The organism is Cryobacterium sp. TMB3-10 (genome assembly GCF_004402305.1).
GTDB lineage: Bacteria > Actinomycetota > Actinomycetes > Actinomycetales > Microbacteriaceae > Cryobacterium > Cryobacterium zongtaii.
The window spans coordinates 1-15,372 of sequence record NZ_SOGH01000033.1; the positions used below are offsets into that span (position 1 = coordinate 1).

Here is a 15,372-nt window from a genome sequence, read left to right on the forward strand (position 1 = left end):
CGACCGCCCCCGCAAAACCCTCGACTGGAAAACCCCGAAAGAAGCCCTCAACGAGCTACTCTCGAAGCCACAACCGACCGGTGTTGCGCTGACCGGTTGAATCCGCCGCCAAAAGCATCCTTGAAATCTCACTATTTCCTTATTGACGTGCGAACCCGGTCAGTCGAGCGTGTGTTCCGACGGGTCGGCGGGAGTTTTCGTCAGTTCGCGGACAGCTCGGCGTAGAGGTCCACGGAGTTGCCATCGGGATCCAACAGGGTCGCGTAGCGCTGGCCCCAGTGCGCGTTCCACGGTTCGACATGGGCAACGTAACCGGCGGTGACCAGCTCGGCGAAGGCCGCATCCACCTCGGCCGGCGTGCCTTTGTCGAACGCGAGCGCGATGCGGTGGCCGCCCGTGGGTGCGATGTAGTCGGGGTCGAATCCGCGAATAGTCGCGATGGTGTCCCATGCCAGGCTCGTGCCGTCATCGAGTTTCGCGTCGACGTGCGGCGCATCGTCGAGTCCTTCCTCGATCCGCACGCCCAGCGCTCGATAGAAGGCCAGCGAAGCGGCCATGTCACCCGTCACGATCCCGATGAAACCCAGTTTTAGTGTCACGCCATCACCTTAGGAGACTTTGGCCGGCTGGGCAGCTGCTATTGGGATGAGCCGCGGGTGGCCGATACTGTGAACGGACGGTCCATCCAGGCGTGTCGATTGGAGATCCTTGTCATGAGCACCGAACAGGGCCCGATGCAGTTCTCCTTCACCGCTCCGATCGGAGTACTGGTGAAGGGCGAGATGTGGTCGTGTGTCGAAGTCCCGGGTTCGGTGGAGCTGTTCGGCACCGGGAAGGCCGTCCGGGTAGTGGCGCAGGTGGATGACCAGCCGGTGACGGCTGGCCTGATGCCCACCGGATCGGGTGGTCACATGCTCTCGATCAGCGCCAAGCTGCGGAAGAAGCTCGGCAAAGAGGTAGGCGACGACGTCGTCGTCCGGCTTTCAGAGCGGTTGACCTGAGGAGGATGCCAGTGGCCGTCAGCGAAAAGCTCGTGAAGGCTCAGAGCGAGCTCACCGACATCAACGTGCAAATCGACAACCATCCGCTCAACAGCAGCGCGCTGAAGGATGCGCGTGAGGTCGTTGCCGAGCACCGGGAGGCGGGCAAGGATGCCGTCGAGGTCGCGCTCGCCGAACGCGGGCTGCCCAGTGCCGCAGCGCAAGGCAAGGCCCTCGTGCTCGGCGTCACGTCAATGTGGAACCTGAACCGCAAGCGCGTTGGTCTCGAAAACCGAATCCGCAGACTCGACCGCTTGTGACGTTGCGGCACTAGCGATGAAAATCAGACGAGGCGCGATCGACCTCCACATCACCGACACCGAAGGCTCTGGGCCTCCGGTCGTAATCCTTCACGGCCTGGCGGGCAGCAGCACCGAGCTGGCTGCGACAGCTGCGGCTCTCGGCGATCACCGAGTGGTCACGGTTGACGCTCGAGGTCACGGACGCAGCACCCGCTTTCCGGACGACGTGTCGCGGGCGGCCCATGTGGCCGACGTGGTGTTCGTGATCGAGTCGGTGCTCGGGAGCCCTGTTTCCCTTGTCGGCCAATCCCTGGGCGGCCACACCGCTCTGCTGGTCGCAAGTGCCCGGCCCGATCTGGTGGAACGTCTCGTTCTCCTCGAGGCCGGTGTCGGCGGGGACGGCAACGAACAAAGCAGAGATGCCATGCGTCGCTTCTTCACGTCCTGGCCGGTGCCGTTCGGCAACAAATCGCACGCGCGCGCCTTTCTCGGTGACTCTCCGCTCTCGCGCGCCTGGATCGCCGACCTCGAGGTGCGGCCCGATGGGCTGTGGCCGCGCTTCGATCCCGACGTGATGGTCGAGACCATCGCTCACGTGGATGCTCACCCGCGCTGGCCGGAGTGGTGCGACCTCAACATCCCCACCCTCGCCGTTTTCGGCACCGAGGGAATGTTCTCTGCGGCAGCGAAGGATGAGTTCGTATCGCGTGGTTCGAAAGTCACGCGCGTCGACCTCGACGGCGGAAGCCATGATGCGCACCTCGATGCCTTCCCCCAGTGGATAGCTGAGCTCAGGGCCTTTCTCCCGCCGCCTCGCACCTAGCGGGAACATCCCCGCGGGCCCCGGCCAGCCGCTGATTTCGACGGTTACCGTGGCGACACCGGCTCCCAGCTCCACCTCAGTCGATGAAGCCGAATCCGATTTTCCCGAACCCGAAAGCGTGACGGGTCTCATCAACCGACACAGCCGCATCGGGGATCGGTCGTCCCAGAGAGTCGGCCAGCAGAACGCGGGCATCAGCGATGCAGTGGGTGAGCTCGGGAATGAGCGGGAACCGCCAGGGTGCGATGCGAGCGTCTCTGGCGCATCAGGTTCGCATTGCGGGCGAACCTCACTGAAAGTCAATCGTGCCAGGGCTAAATCAGTGCCTGCTTCTCGAGCGGGACGGTGGCCGTCGCGACTCGACCGCGAATGCAGTGAGTGTGACGGGCGCGACCTTGCCATCACTGTGCGTTCCATCTGTTGCAGCAAGAACCGCACCTCCGAAAGTGAACTCCCCATGAGGAGCCCAACTTTCGGGGTGCGGTTCAAGGTACTGTCAGGCCGGCGGATGGCCCAGTGGAGCGGCTAGCCCAGCTGCTGGCGCCGGCGGCGGAACAGGATGAGCGCCGTGCCGAGGAGCACCACTCCCAGACCGGTGCCCGCGACGCCGACCACGTTGACTCCAGTGGCGGCGAGCTTGCTGGTGGCCGCCGGAGTGGCAACCGGAGTGGCAACCGGGGGCACGACAACTACCGTGGCGGGCGCGTAGGTGATGGTCACGATCGCGGTGGTGGTGTTTCCGGCGGTGTCGCTGACCTCGTAGGTGACCGGCGTGGGGTTTCCCGTGAAGCCGGCCTGTGGGGTGAACGTGATGGCGCCGGTGGCAGGGTTGACCGTCCAGGTGCCCTCGCCCGTGACGACGAGCTTGGTGACCGGGTCACCCCTACCGTCGATGATGCGCACGGTGGCCGGGTCGAGGTCGCCGGAGTCGTTGCCGATCACGTCGACAGTGACCGGGGCACCCTGCGGGTTACCGACCGACTTGTCGTTCGCTGACTCCGGAACGAACGTGATCGTGACGTTGGCGGTGGTGGTGTTTCCGGCGGTGTCGCTGACCTCGTAGGTGATCGGCGTGGGGTTGCCTGCGAAGCCGGCCTGTGGGGTGAAGGTGATCGCGCCGGTGGCGGGGGCGACCGTCCAGATGCCCTCGCCCGTGACGACGAGCTTGCTGACCGGGTCACCCTTACCGTCGATGATGCGCACAGTGGTCGGATCGAGGTCGCCGCGGTCGTTGCCGATCACGTTGACGGTGACCGGGTCACCCTGCGGGTTGTTGAGCGACGTGTCATTGATCGCGCCGGGGACGTAGGTGACAACGACGTCGGCGGCCGTGACCGTGCCGAGGGTGTCGGCGATGGCGTAGCTGATTGAGGTCGGGTTGCCGGAGAATCCGGCCTCCGGAGCGAAGGTGATCGCGCCGGTGGCAGGGTCGACAGTCCAGGTGCCCTCACCGGGCACGACGAGCTTGGTGACCGGGTCACCCTTGCCGTCGATGATGCGAACGGTCGTCGGGTCGAGGTCGCCGCGGTCGTTGCCGACCACGTCGACGAGGACCGACCTGCCCTGCGCATTGTTCAGCGACTCATCGTCCGCGGCCTCCGGGACGAACGTGATCGTGACGTCAGCAATGGCGGTCTTGCCGCGCGCATCGGAGATCACGTAGGTGATCGGCGTGGGGTTGCCGGAGAAGCCGTTCTCCGGGGCGAAGGTGACCGCGCCGGTGGCAGGGTCGACCGTCCAGGTGCCCTCACCGGGCACGACGAGCTTGGTGACGGGGTCGCCCTTACCGTCGATGATCTGAACTGTCGTCGGGTCGAGGTCGCCGGAGTCGTTGTCGATCACCTCGACCGTGACGGGCTTGCCCAGCTCATTGCCTGTCGACACATCGTCGTTCGCCACGGGGGCGGGCTTGGGGGTCGAGGTGAAGGTGCAGGCGACGTCCTTCACACCGGCGGGGACGGTGAACTGCCCGGAGGTTCCGGTGCCCCCGGTGACCTGAGTACCGGTTGCCGGATCGACGCAGGTCCAGACCGTGTTGTAGGCGTCCGGGTTCGTGGTACCGGCGGGGGTCTGCTCGACCGTGTAGGTCTCTCCGGGCAGGATGAGGATCGGGCCGACGGTCTCCGATGTTTCGGTGCCGGTGGTGGTTCCGGTGTTGCCTGTGGTGATGCCGCCGCCACCGATGGTGACGGTGAACTGGTCGCCTTCTTCGACACGGCCTCCGGGGAGTTCCGTGGTCACGGCTGCGGTGAAGGGAACGGCGTTCGTGCCCAGGTCGGTGATCGCGACGCTGAGCGTGCGGCGCTCCAGGATGGCGCCGGTCACGGGGTTGGCCCGGAGGAAGCCGTCCGCCCCTCTGCCGGCGATGTAGATGAAGCCGTCATCCGCGAAGGCCATCGAGTTGAGGGCCAGACGGGAGTCGATCACGGGACCGACCTTGGTGGCGGCGACGGTGGCGCTGCCGCCGAGCTGATTCGCGTCGACGCGGTACAGCTGTGCGGTCTGGTCGTTGCTCGATACGAAGTAGAGGTTGCCCCGGCTATCGAAGGAGAGGTCACCGTTGCCGCCAGGCGCATCCGCCGCTGTGACGGACAGTACGCTGCTCGAGAGAGCGTTCGTGGTGGGGGAGTAGCTGCGGAACGTGAACGTGCTCCCCGTGGCCTGTCCGCCGTAGTAGAAAAGACCCGTGGCCGGGTCGACGCCGCCCATCGTGCTCGCCACTGTCGTGCCTACGCGGGCGGTAGTCTCCCACGTCTCGGACGATGCCGTGTACTCGAAGACGGTGGTCGGGTTCGTGAGCATGAGGGTGTTGCCGTCACCGGTGATACCGATCTGGTTCAGACCCTCAACACCGCCCGGAACAGTCAGAATCTTCGTGGTAGCTCCGGTCGCGCGGTCCAGCGCGACGATCTCGGAAGAGTTCGACTGGGTGGCCAGCATCTGCGTCTCGGAGAACGGCTCGGCCGCGAAAGCGGCCTGCGGGACGGCGATGATCGTGCCGCCCGTCACCAGAGCGGCCGCGACTGCTGCGCTTCCCAGTTTCGGTAGCAAGCGGTGGGTGGGTCGTTGTAGCGATCGCAAACGACGATCCTCTCAAGTAGTGCTGCCCCGTGGGCGCGACTGGGGCCTCGGTCCGGGCGGAGCCGAGGCCTCCCAAACCCTATTGGCTGAAAGAGGCGTAAATCCCGTGCCGCGAACCCCCAAAATGGGGCGATTCCCGTGCCGCGAGCGCCCGGCGCTGCCGGAGGCAGCGCCGGGTCGCGGTCAAGCGCGACTAGTTGAAGACCATCCCACCGTCGACCACGATTGACTGGCCGGTGATGTAGTTGGAGTCGGGGCCGGCCAGGAAGGAGACGACTCCGGCGACCTCGGCGGTTTCAGACAAGCGGTCGAGGGCGATGCCCTTGGTGAACTGTTCCCAGCCCCACGCTTCAGGCTTGTCGTTGTCGGTCGCCAGCTTCTTCGCCAGGTTCTCCATCAGGGGCGTCTTCACGATGCCGGGGGCGAAGGTATTGACCGTGATGCCGAACGGCGCCAGGTCCCGGGCGGCGGTCTGGGACAGACCGCGAAGGGCGAACTTCGTCGACGAATACAACGCGAGGCCGGGGTTGCCGATGTGGCCGGCCTGGGAGGCGGCGCTGATGATCTTTCCACCGTGGCCGAGTTCCTTGAACGCCTTGGTGGCAGCCTGGATGCCCCACACCGCGCCGTTGAAGTTGATGGAGAAGATCTTCGCGATGCTCTCCTCGGTGATCTCCTCGATGGGAGAGGTCGGGGCGATGCCGGCGTTGTTGACGATCACGTCGAAGCCACCCAGTTCGGTGACGGCCTGCGCGACCGCAGCGAAGACGCTGTCTCGGTCGGAGACGTTGACGTGCACCGCGATTGCTCCGCCGGCCGTGCCACCGAGCGATTCGGCGACGGCGACGGCGGTCTCGAGGTTCAGGTCGGCGATGGCCACCTTGAAGCCGTCAGCGTGCAGCCGCTCCGCGACCGTCCGCCCGATTCCCTGTCCACCACCGGTGATGAGTGCGACTTTTCCATTCTCCGTGCGTGCCATGATCGTGCTTCCTATCTTCATTGTTCGAAACCTGTCGGCGGGTCGATGACAAAGTCACAACCGGACAGGCGGGAGGCGCAGCTAGATCAGCGTTTGCTTCACGAGCTGCTCATAGGTCTGGGTGGCGTCGAGCAGGTTGGTCCAGAGCACGGCGCGACCCGCGGCGCGGGACTTCTTCACGTCGATGATGCGCTGGTTGCTGCTGCCGCGGAATTGCAGCTTGAAGTCTTTCTTGGCGAGGTCGAATCGGCCATCCACGAGGATGTCTATCTGATCGAGCAGTTCCAGCTTGTCGGGGCTGTCGAGCAGCAGCTCTTCGTAGGAATACCCGGTCCACGACCAGATGTCCTTGGCTTGGCCGAAGGTCGCCCGCACCCGGCGCACCAGGGAGAGGCACACCCCGGTGTTGATGAAGGGTTCCCCGCCCAGCAGGGTGAGGCCCTGCACGTACGGTTGGGCCAGGTCGGCAAGGATCCGATCCTCGAGCTCGACCGTGTACGGCGTGCCATAGCGGAAGTTCCAGGTGGCCTCGTTGAAGCAGCCTTCGCACGCGAACAGGCATCCGCTCACATAGAGGCTGCAGCGCACTCCCTCGCCGTCGACGAACATGAACGGTTTGTAGTCACCGATGAAGCCCTGGCTGAGCTTGTCGGAGAGCCACTCACCGGGTTTCGGGTTCCGCATAACGGCTGCCTACAGGGAGCCGCTGACGCCGGTGGCGCCAGCCATGTGCTTGACCCTGGAAACGATCTCCTGGTGGCGACCGTGCACCATCGGGCGGGCCTGCGGGTTGCCGAGGTAACCGCAGGTGCGCTTGACCACGTCGCAGCTGGCCGGGTCGTCGTTGCCGCAATCCGGGCAGGCGAAACCACGCTCGGTGGGGGTGAAGTCGCCGGAGAAGTCGCACTTGTAGCAGCGGTCGATGGGGGTGTTCGTACCCAGGTAACCGACCCGGTCGTAGGCGTAGTCCCAGACGGCTTCGAGCGCCTTGGGGTTCTGCTGCAGCACCGGGTACTCGCAGTAGTGGATGAAACCGCCGGAGGAGAACACCGGGTAGTCCTTCTCGAAGTCGAGCTTTTCGAACGGGGTCGGGTTCTTGCGCACGTCGTAGTGGAAGCTGTTGGTGTAGTAATCCTTGTCGGTGATGTTCTCCACCGACCCGAACTTGACCTTGTCGAGGCGGGAGAACCGGTCGGTCAGGCTCTCGCTCGGGGTCGAATAGACGCTGAACTGGTAGCCGTACTCGGCGCTCCACGCCTTGGTGTGCACGTCGAGGGTCTTGAGGATGTCGAGGGTGAACGCCTTCGCCTCGGCGTCGCCCTCCCAGGCGCCGCCGAAGAAGGCCGCAGCCACCTCGTAGAGGCCGATGTAGCCCAGCGACACCGTGGAGCGGCCGTCCTTGAAGAGGGTGTCGACCGAATCGGTGCGCGCCAGCTGCTGGCCGAAGGCGCCGTAGACGTAGAGGATCGGGGCGTTCGCGGGGGTCGCCTGCTTGCACCGTTCGATGCGGTAGACCAGGGCGTCGCGGGTGATCAACAGACGCTCCTCGAGGATGCTCCAGAACTTCGCCCGGTCCCCGGCGGCCTCCAGCGCGATGCGCGGCAGGTTCACCGTCACCACGCCCAGGTTCATCCGGCCCTCGGAGACATCGTTGCCGTCAGCGTCGGTCCACCCCTGCAGGAAGGATCGGCAGCCCATCGGCACCTTGAAGCTGCCCGTGATCTCGACGAGTTTGTCGTAGCTGAGCACGTCCGGGTACATCCGCTTGGTCGAGCACTCCAGCGCGAGCTGCTTGATATCGTAATTCGGGTCACCCTCAGCGAGGTTGAGGTCGCGCTTGAGCGTGAAGATCAGTTTGGGGAAGATGGCTGTGCGCTTCTCGCTGCCCAGGCCGTCGATGCGGATCTGCAGGATCGCCCGCTGGATCTCCCTCTCGAACCAGTCGGTGCCCAGGCCGAAGCCCAGCGACACGAACGGGGTCTGCCCGTTCGAGGTGAACAGGGTGTTGATCTCGTATTCGAGGCTCTGCATCGCGTCATAGATGTCCTTGCGGGTCTTCTCCTCCGCATAGGCGTGGTGCTTGGTCTGGTCGCCGATCCACCGTTCCGCGTCGGCAAGGTGCTTGGCGAAGTTGGCGCGGGCGTACGGAGCCAGCAGCTCGTCGGTGCGGTTGGCGGAGCATCCGCCGTACTGGCTGGACGCCACGTTGGCGATGATCTGCGAGATCTGCGCCGTGGCAGTCTGAATGGAGCGGGGCGGCTCCACGTCAGCGTTGCCGATGCGGAAACCCCGGCTGAGCATGCCCGTGAAGTCGATCAGGCAGCAGTTGGTCATCGGTGCGTATGGGCTGTAGTCCAGGTCGTGAAAATGGATGTCGCCCTTCTGGTGCGCATTGGACACGTGCGGCGGCAGCATCTTGTGGCCGATGGCCTTGCCCACGGCCCCGGCGGTGAGGTCGCGCTGGGTGTTGAAGACGTCGCTGTCTTTGTTGGCGTTCTCGTTCACCACCGAGGAGTCTTTGCTGAGCAGGTTGATGATCGAGTGGTTGATGTCGGTGGACTTGCTGCGGGCGAAGTCGCGCTGGGTGCGGTAACCGATGTACTTCTCGGCGAGGTCATATTCGTGGCTTTCGAGCAGCGCGTGCTCCACGATGTTCTGCACCTCGTAGATCTTGATGTCGGTGCTGAAGCGGCCGGCGATCTCCCGGTTGACGGCGGCGACGATATCGACGATCGCCCGGTGCACGAGCGGGGTCATTTCGGTGTGAATCTCCAGCGCGGCCTTGACCAGCGCCTCGTAGACCTTGGTGTCATCGAAGTCCACCCGGCGGCCGTCGCGTTTGACGACCTGGATGGCGACGACGTCGTCGCGGGTGGCAGTGGTCGGGGCCGGGGCGCTGATGCTTGGATTCACGACTTCAGCATAGGGACGTCGGGTCGCCGAAATCACTAGATTTGGGTGCCCTTGGTCCCTGGTGCCGCTACATGTAGTGGTGGCGCGCCGTCGAGGGCCGGAAAGACGCCTCGGGATTCGCCGACCGTTTTGGGTGCACATCTGTGCACCCGAAACACGTGGGCGTGTCTGTCACAGCTGTGACTTGTGCTTCGCCGGCACCCTCGCCGGTCAGCCGATGACGGGCTGTTCCTCCGGGTACTTGTAGAGCAGATTGCGGCGGCGCAGCGCCAACGCTGACGCCAACCCGATCGGTCCGATCCGGCCGGCGAACATCAACGCCGCGAGGATGTATTTGCCCGCAGGTGGCAGTTCCGCGCTGAGCCCCACGCTCAGCCCGCAGGTGGCGAAGGCGGAGATCACCTCGAAGAGAATATGGTCGAGCGACGCGTCGCTGACCAGCATGATCAGGCCGCTCCCGCCGAGCACCAGCGTTGCCCCGAAAAAGGTCACGCTGATGGCCACCCGCATGGTCTGCTCGGGAATGGTGCGCCCGAACACCATCAGGTTTTTGTCGCCCTTGGCCTCGGCAACGATCGCCAGGAACAGCAGCGCGATCGTGGTCACCTTGATCCCGCCCGCGGTAGACGCCGACCCGCCGCCGACGAACATCAACGCGTCGGTCGCCAGAAGGGTCGCCGAGGTGGATGCGGCGGGATCCACCAGGGAGAACCCGCCCGACCGCATCATGGTCGACGCGAAAATCGACTGCATCACCCGCTCCCCCACCGAGAGGTCCCCGATCGTGGCACTGTTGGACCATTCCAAAGCGCCCCACAGTGCGGCGCCGACAACCAACAGGATGCCTGTCGTCGTCAGGGTGAGCTTCGTGTGCAGGTTCCACTTGCGCCAATGGGCCTTGGCCATCATCAGCACCAGGAACACCGGGAACCCGAAACTTCCGACAAGAACGCCGACCATGATGGGCACGAGGATCCACGGGTCGTTCTCGAACCCGGACAGGCCGGTGGTATGAGCGGTGAAACCGGCGTTGTTGAACGACGAAACGGCGTAGAAGATGCCGTGCCAGAGGCCGCCGCTCCAGGACTGCTCCACCACTATGAACCGTGGCACCAGAAACACGGCCAGCGCCAGCTCCAGCGTCAGGGCTGTCAGGATCACCACGCGCAGCAGCGACTGCACCTCACCGAGCTTGGTGGTTCCGACCCCCTGACGGGCCAGGATGCGACCCTTCAAACCGAGATTTCGGGTCACCGCTCGAGTCAGGAGCAGTGCGATCGTGACGATGCCCAAACCGCCGATCTGGATGGCCAGCAGGATCACGATCTGGCCGAAAAACGACCAGTGCTCCGCCGTGTTGACGGTGACGAGGCCCGTCACCGTCATCGCCGAGACCGCTGTGAAAAGAGTGTCGTGGAACGCGGTGCCGCGACCATCAGCGGCGGCTATGGGCAGGCTGAGCAAGGTCGTGAACAGCAGCACAACGAAGAGAAACACCATCAGGGCCAGCAGCGCTGAGAAGTCGTGGACGACCAGATTCGACAAGCCCGTCGCCGTACGGGGATGCCCCTGCGTCTTCCGCCCGAACGAGGCGCGTGTCACCGCCACGGCCGGCCTCGGTGCCGTGAACAGGTGAGGAACACGTCCGCGGGATCTGCAGCGCCTTTCGGCATGTTTAGCCACCTCAGATGTCTAGGCTTCGGTCGTGCAACTGTACAGCCCGAGCGCCCCGTCGCGGTCCTCCGAACCGGCGGCCTAGTGCCCGCCGCCGAGATTGCCCGCGAGACGCGCGTGGATGTCGGTGCTGGCTTCGTTCAGCCCGACGATCACGGCACGCTTGCCGTGGCGTTCGTACCTGTTGGTGATCGCGTCCAGCGCGGCCACCGTTGAGGCGTCCCAGATGTGCGAGGCGGACATGTCGATGACCACCCGGTCGGGGTCGTCGGCGTACTCGAACTGGGTGGTGAGGTCGTTGCTCGAGGCGAAGAACAGCGCACCGGTCACGGTGTAGAGGGCCGTGGGCACGGTGTCCTCGGTGGAGACGGTGCGCTGAACGTTCACGAGGTGCGCCACCCGCCGGGCGAACGCGACCATGGCCACGAGCACACCCACCATCACACCGATGGCGAGGTTGTGGGTGAAAACGACAACCACGACGGTGGAGAGCATGACGGTGGTCTCGCTCTTGGGCATCCGCTTGAGCGTCGACAGGCGGATGCTGTGCCAATCGAAGGTGAGCACCGACACGATGATCATCACGGCCACCAGCGCCGCCATCGGGATGATCGCCACGACGTCGCCGAGGGCGACGACCAGGATCAGCAGAAACACCCCGGCGAGGAAGGTGGAGATGCGGGTGCGGGCACCAGAGGCCTTGACGTTGATCATGGTCTGACCGATCATGGCGCAGCCGCCCATGCCGCCGAAGAAGCCGGAGAGCATGTTCGCCACACCCTGGCCCCAGGTTTCGCGGGTCTTGTGCGAGTGGGTGTCGGTGACCTCGTCGACGAGCTTGGCGGTCATCAGCGACTCAAGTATGCCCACCATCGCCATCGCCAGGGCGTACGGCGCGATGATGGAGAGGGTCTCAGAGGTCAGCGGCACATTCGGGATGAACAGCTCCGGCAAGCTCTTGGGCAGTTCGCCCTGGTCGCCCACGGTGGGCACGGTGATCGCGATGGTGACGGTGGCGATGGTGAGGAGCACGATGGCCACCAGCGGCGCCGGCACGATCTTGGTGAACCGGGGCATCACGACCATGATGATGATCCCGATCGCCACCAGCGGGTAGACCATGACCGGCACGCCGAGCAGGTGCGGCAGCTGGGCGATGAAGATCAGGATGGCCAGCGAATTGACGAAGCCGACCATGACGCTGCGCGGGATAAACCGCATCAGTTTGGCCACGCCGAGCACGCCGAGTATCACCTGCAGCAGCCCGGCCAGGATGACCGTGGCGATGAAGTAGTCCATGCCGTAGTCCAGCGCCACGGGTGCGATCACCAGGGCGACCGCGCCGGTGGCGGCGGTGATCATGGCGGGGCGACCGCCGAGGAATGCGATGGACACGGCCATCACGAACGAGGAGAACAGCCCCACCCGCGGGTCGACGCCGGCGATGATCGAGAACGAGATGGCCTCGGGGATGAGGGCCGTCGCCACGACGAGGCCGGCGAGCACCTCCCGGGTAAGGATGCGCGGGGTGCGGAGCGCCGTCAGCACGGACGGGTCGGCCTTGTAGCGGTTGGGCGTGGGAGTTTTCTCAATGAGAGCCATGGCGGCCTCCAGCGACGGGGCCCGCGGTGCGGACCGGGATGGGGCAAAGTAGGGGGTGCGCCGGGTGCGCACGCCATCCGCCGAACCGGCAGGATGGAAGGGCTGGCAGCAGCGTCAGCCAACCAGCACAACCCTACCCTAACGTAAGGGTTGGTTTAGTTCCTGTGCGCGGGAGGGGTTTGAGACATGGCAACGGATGACGCACCGGCCACGATGCACATCGGCGAGTTGGCCGACCGCACCGGCCTGTCCCTGCGCACCATCCGGCACTATGACGAGGTGGGTCTGCTGAAGCCCTCCGGTCGCACCGAGGGTGGCTTCCGGCTGTACACAGCCGTCGACCTGGAGCGGCTGATCCTCATCCGGCGGATGAAGCCGCTCGGCTTCTCGCTGGAGCAGATGATGGCGTTGCTGAAGACCATCGACACCCTGGATGCGGCCGACGCGGCCGATCGGACCGCCGTGCGGGCCGACCTGGCGTCGTTTGTGACCCAGGCCGAGGAGCGCCGGCAGAAGCTAGCCGAGCAGCTCGCCATGGCCGACGAGTTCCTGGACCTCCTGCGCCGTCACGGCCGCGACGTGTAACACCCGCCGACGGGAGGGAACCGAACCAATGACCAGCAGCACTCCAGCCGTGATCGTCTGCGACGTGAATGAGACCCTCTCAGACATGTCGGGCATGAAGGCCCGGTTCGTGCAGGTCGGCGCCCCCGCCCATCTGGCGTCCGTGTGGTTCGCCGCGCTCCTGCGGGATGGTTTCGCCCTCGCCGCGGCGGGTGGCGCCGCGCCGTTCGCGGTGATCGGGTCCGAGCTCCTCCGCGAGGTGCTGCGCGATGTGGCACTCCTGCGCAGCCCCGCCGACGCCGTGGAGCACATCATGGCGGGATTCGGGCTGCTCAAACTGCACGCCGACGTGCCCGAGGGCGTGCGAGCGTTGACAAGCACCGGGATGCGCCTGGTGACGCTGTCCAACGGATCCGCCGGGGTCGCCAGGTCGCTCCTGGCCGCGGCCGGGCTCGAGGGAGAATTCGAGGCGCTGCTCAGCGTCGAAGATGCTGGTGCCTGGAAGCCGGGGCGGCCCGCGTACGACTACGCCGCCGAGGCCTGCGAGGTGCGCCCGGCCCAGCTGCTGCTCGTGGCCGTGCATCCCTGGGACATCCACGGAGCCGCGCAAGCGGGCCTGGCCACCGCCTGGCTGAACCGCGGCGGTGACACCTACCCGAGCTACTTCACGGCCCCCGACTACACGGTGGGCCGGCTGGCCGAGCTGGCCACGCTGCTGGCAGGTGCGCCGGCGTCGCCATCCGGCGACGCGGCGCCAGAAGCCGCCCCGGAAGCCGCCGCTGAGCCGGCCGAAGCTGATCCGGCTGAAGGTCTCGTGGTCGTGACCGAGGCAGGAAAAGGCGGTTACGCCCAACAGATCACCGTCGGCCAGCACCGACTCACCGCCGACGAGCCTCGCCCGGTCGGCACCGATACCGGCCCGTCCCCGTATGACCTGGTCCTGGCCGGGCTCGGCGCGTGCACGTCGATGACCGTGCGCATGTATGCCGAACGCAAGAACTGGTCATTGGAGAAGGTGACCGTGACCCTCCGGCACAGCCGCATCCACGCCACGGACTGCGCGGACTGCGAGACCGCGGTCGGGCACATCGACCACGTCGAACGGGTACTCCGGTTCGACGGCGACCTCGATAAGCAGCAGCGTCAGAGGCTGAGCGAGATCGCCGACAGGTGTCCGGTGCACCGCACGCTGCACTCGGAGATCATCGTGCACACCACGGTCGCAGAGGCTGGCGCACCCGAGTGAGCGCTGCCGAAGCCGGTCAGTGCACCCGCACGGCCTCGTTGTGCTCCACGAGGTGCCAGGTGGTGCCCTCGTCGTCGCTCACCCAACCCTCCCAGGTGTAACCGTCCTCGGTGATCGAGGTGAAGTTCCAGCGCACCGGGCGACCGTCGGTGCCGGTGCCGTCCTGGCGCAGGCCGTTGCGGTACGGGGTGGCGATCAGGTGGCAGTACTCGCCGATCGTCGGGGCGAAGGAGCTCACCCGCCAGGCACCGGCCAGCTGGTCGTAGACCCGCACGGCGGTGGCGACGGTCTCGAAGCCGGACGGATGCGTGGCGCTGGCCTCGACCTCCACGTCCTGCACCGCGCGCCCGTCGAGGATGAACTGCACGATCCAGGTGAACTCGCGTTCAGTCCACTCCCCCGTGGCCTCGTCGAGCCGGCTGCCGTGCGCCGCCCAGGTGCCCACGAGCTGGCCGAATCGGCGCATGCGCCCGGGGTATTCCGGGGTGGGACCGTCGGCGATCAGCGCCTCGGCAAAACGGGACTCTGAGGTGGTCATGCCTCGATTTTACCGGGCGCACGTAACGCGCGCATGAACATGGCGTTCCAGGTCAGCCGCCGAGGCTGCCGGCATCCGTGGTGCCCACGTCGGTGCGGTGAAAGCTCAGGTGCGAGCGGGAGGCCGTGGGGCCGCGCTGGCCCTGATACCGGGAACTGTACGCGGCAGAACCGTAGGGCTTCTCGGACGGCGAGCTGAGCTGGAAAAAGCACAGCTGGCCGATCTTCATACCCGGCCAGAGCTTGATCGGCAGGGTGGCCACGTTGCTGAGCTCCAGGGTGACGTGCCCGGTGAAGCCCGGGTCGATGAATCCGGCGGTGGAGTGGGTGAGCAGGCCGAGCCGGCCCAACGAGCTCTTGCCCTCGAGGCGGGCGGCCACGTCATCGGGCAGGGTGACGGCCTCGAAGGTGGCGCCGAGCACAAATTCGCCCGGGTGCAGGATGAACGGTTCGTCACCCTTGGCCTCGATCAGCCGGGTGAGTTCGGGCTGGTCGACGGCCGGGTCGATGAACGGATACTTGTGGTTGTCGAACAGCCTGAAGAACCGATCGAGCCGCACGTCGATGCTCGACGGCTGGATCATCTCCGGGTCGTAGGGGGCGAGCGCGATTCGTTCCGCGTCGATCTGGGCCTTGATGTCACGATCCGAGAGAAGCACGGTGCCAGCCTA

The 15,372-nt window shown here is 65.7% G+C and carries 14 protein-coding genes; 5 read left to right on the top strand and 9 right to left on the bottom strand.

The window, feature by feature from the left end:
• Positions 1-200: 200 nt before the first annotated feature.
• The gene (locus tag E3T22_RS18225) at positions 201-599 is read right to left on the bottom strand and encodes a VOC family protein (protein WP_088457620.1); all 399 of its coding nucleotides are present in this window, start codon (positions 597-599) and stop codon (positions 201-203) included.
• A 57-nt stretch (positions 600-656) separates the two neighbouring features.
• Between E3T22_RS18225 and E3T22_RS18230 the strand changes: the two genes are divergently transcribed.
• The 3 genes from E3T22_RS18230 to E3T22_RS18240 are packed head-to-tail and all read left to right on the top strand — an operon-like array spanning position 657 to position 2,105.
• Positions 657-1,001 carry a DUF1905 domain-containing protein gene (locus E3T22_RS18230; RefSeq protein ID WP_241983732.1) on the top strand — a complete coding sequence of 115 codons (345 nt, stop codon included), beginning with the start codon at positions 657-659 and terminating at the stop codon, positions 999-1,001.
• 11 nt (positions 1,002-1,012) lie between these two features.
• Entirely contained in the window at positions 1,013-1,300 is a 288-nt protein-coding gene (locus E3T22_RS18235) for a hypothetical protein (protein WP_088457622.1), read from the top strand.
• A 16-nt stretch (positions 1,301-1,316) separates the two neighbouring features.
• On the top strand, positions 1,317-2,105 hold the full coding sequence (locus E3T22_RS18240; protein WP_134480432.1) for an alpha/beta fold hydrolase: 789 nt from the start codon (positions 1,317-1,319) through the stop codon (positions 2,103-2,105).
• A 525-nt stretch (positions 2,106-2,630) separates the two neighbouring features.
• Here E3T22_RS18240 and E3T22_RS18245 read toward each other — a convergent pair.
• The 6 genes from E3T22_RS18245 to E3T22_RS18270 form a co-directional block, all read right to left on the bottom strand.
• Entirely contained in the window at positions 2,631-5,114 is a 2,484-nt protein-coding gene (locus tag E3T22_RS18245; RefSeq protein WP_134480389.1) for a tandem-95 repeat protein, read from the bottom strand.
• 265 nt (positions 5,115-5,379) lie between these two features.
• Positions 5,380-6,165: a (S)-acetoin forming diacetyl reductase gene (locus tag E3T22_RS18250; RefSeq protein ID WP_088457625.1), complete on the bottom strand. Its 786-nt coding sequence runs from the start codon at positions 6,163-6,165 to the stop codon at positions 5,380-5,382.
• Positions 6,166-6,246: 81 nt separating this feature from the next.
• A complete protein-coding gene (nrdG, locus tag E3T22_RS18255) occupies positions 6,247-6,849 on the bottom strand; it encodes an anaerobic ribonucleoside-triphosphate reductase activating protein (RefSeq protein WP_088457626.1) in 603 nt (200 codons plus the stop codon).
• A 9-nt stretch (positions 6,850-6,858) separates the two neighbouring features.
• Positions 6,859-9,078 (bottom strand): anaerobic ribonucleoside-triphosphate reductase, encoded by a 2,220-nt coding sequence (gene nrdD / locus E3T22_RS18260; RefSeq protein ID WP_241983733.1) that lies wholly within the window; start codon positions 9,076-9,078, stop codon positions 6,859-6,861.
• A gap of 210 nt (positions 9,079-9,288) precedes the next feature.
• Positions 9,289-10,623: a TrkH family potassium uptake protein gene (locus E3T22_RS18265; RefSeq protein WP_241983734.1), complete on the bottom strand. Its 1,335-nt coding sequence runs from the start codon at positions 10,621-10,623 to the stop codon at positions 9,289-9,291.
• Between the two features lie 210 nt (positions 10,624-10,833).
• Complete coding sequence (locus tag E3T22_RS18270; RefSeq protein ID WP_134480391.1) at positions 10,834-12,354, bottom strand: SulP family inorganic anion transporter; 1,521 nt, start codon at positions 12,352-12,354, stop codon at positions 10,834-10,836.
• A gap of 186 nt (positions 12,355-12,540) precedes the next feature.
• On the opposite strand from E3T22_RS18270, the gene E3T22_RS18275 reads away from it, so the two are divergent.
• Positions 12,541-12,939 carry a MerR family transcriptional regulator gene (locus E3T22_RS18275; RefSeq protein WP_134407911.1) on the top strand — a complete coding sequence of 133 codons (399 nt, stop codon included), beginning with the start codon at positions 12,541-12,543 and terminating at the stop codon, positions 12,937-12,939.
• 28 nt (positions 12,940-12,967) lie between these two features.
• Positions 12,968-14,164, top strand: coding sequence for a haloacid dehalogenase type II (locus E3T22_RS19430; protein WP_241983735.1), 1,197 nt, complete (start codon positions 12,968-12,970; stop codon positions 14,162-14,164).
• Between the two features lie 16 nt (positions 14,165-14,180).
• On the opposite strand, the gene E3T22_RS18285 is transcribed toward E3T22_RS19430, so the two are convergent.
• Both E3T22_RS18285 and dcd read right to left on the bottom strand, forming a co-directional pair.
• Positions 14,181-14,702 carry a hypothetical protein gene (locus E3T22_RS18285; protein ID WP_088457627.1) on the bottom strand — a complete coding sequence of 174 codons (522 nt, stop codon included), beginning with the start codon at positions 14,700-14,702 and terminating at the stop codon, positions 14,181-14,183.
• 52 nt (positions 14,703-14,754) lie between these two features.
• Positions 14,755-15,360: a dCTP deaminase gene (dcd, locus tag E3T22_RS18290; protein WP_134480392.1), complete on the bottom strand. Its 606-nt coding sequence runs from the start codon at positions 15,358-15,360 to the stop codon at positions 14,755-14,757.
• Between the last annotated feature and the right edge of the window lie 12 nt (positions 15,361-15,372).

Coding starts and splice junctions, on each gene's coding strand:
- E3T22_RS18250 (WP_088457625.1), bottom strand. CDS start 6,165: ATGGCACGCACGGAGAATGGAAAAGTCGCACTCATCACCGGTGGTGGA.
- E3T22_RS18240 (WP_134480432.1), top strand. CDS start 1,317: ATGAAAATCAGACGAGGCGCGATCGACCTCCACATCACCGACACCGAA.
- E3T22_RS18275 (WP_134407911.1), top strand. CDS start 12,541: ATGGCAACGGATGACGCACCGGCCACGATGCACATCGGCGAGTTGGCC.
- E3T22_RS19430 (WP_241983735.1), top strand. CDS start 12,968: ATGACCAGCAGCACTCCAGCCGTGATCGTCTGCGACGTGAATGAGACC.
- E3T22_RS18270 (WP_134480391.1), bottom strand. CDS start 12,354: ATGGCTCTCATTGAGAAAACTCCCACGCCCAACCGCTACAAGGCCGAC.
- nrdG (WP_088457626.1), bottom strand. CDS start 6,849: ATGCGGAACCCGAAACCCGGTGAGTGGCTCTCCGACAAGCTCAGCCAG.
- E3T22_RS18285 (WP_088457627.1), bottom strand. CDS start 14,702: ATGACCACCTCAGAGTCCCGTTTTGCCGAGGCGCTGATCGCCGACGGT.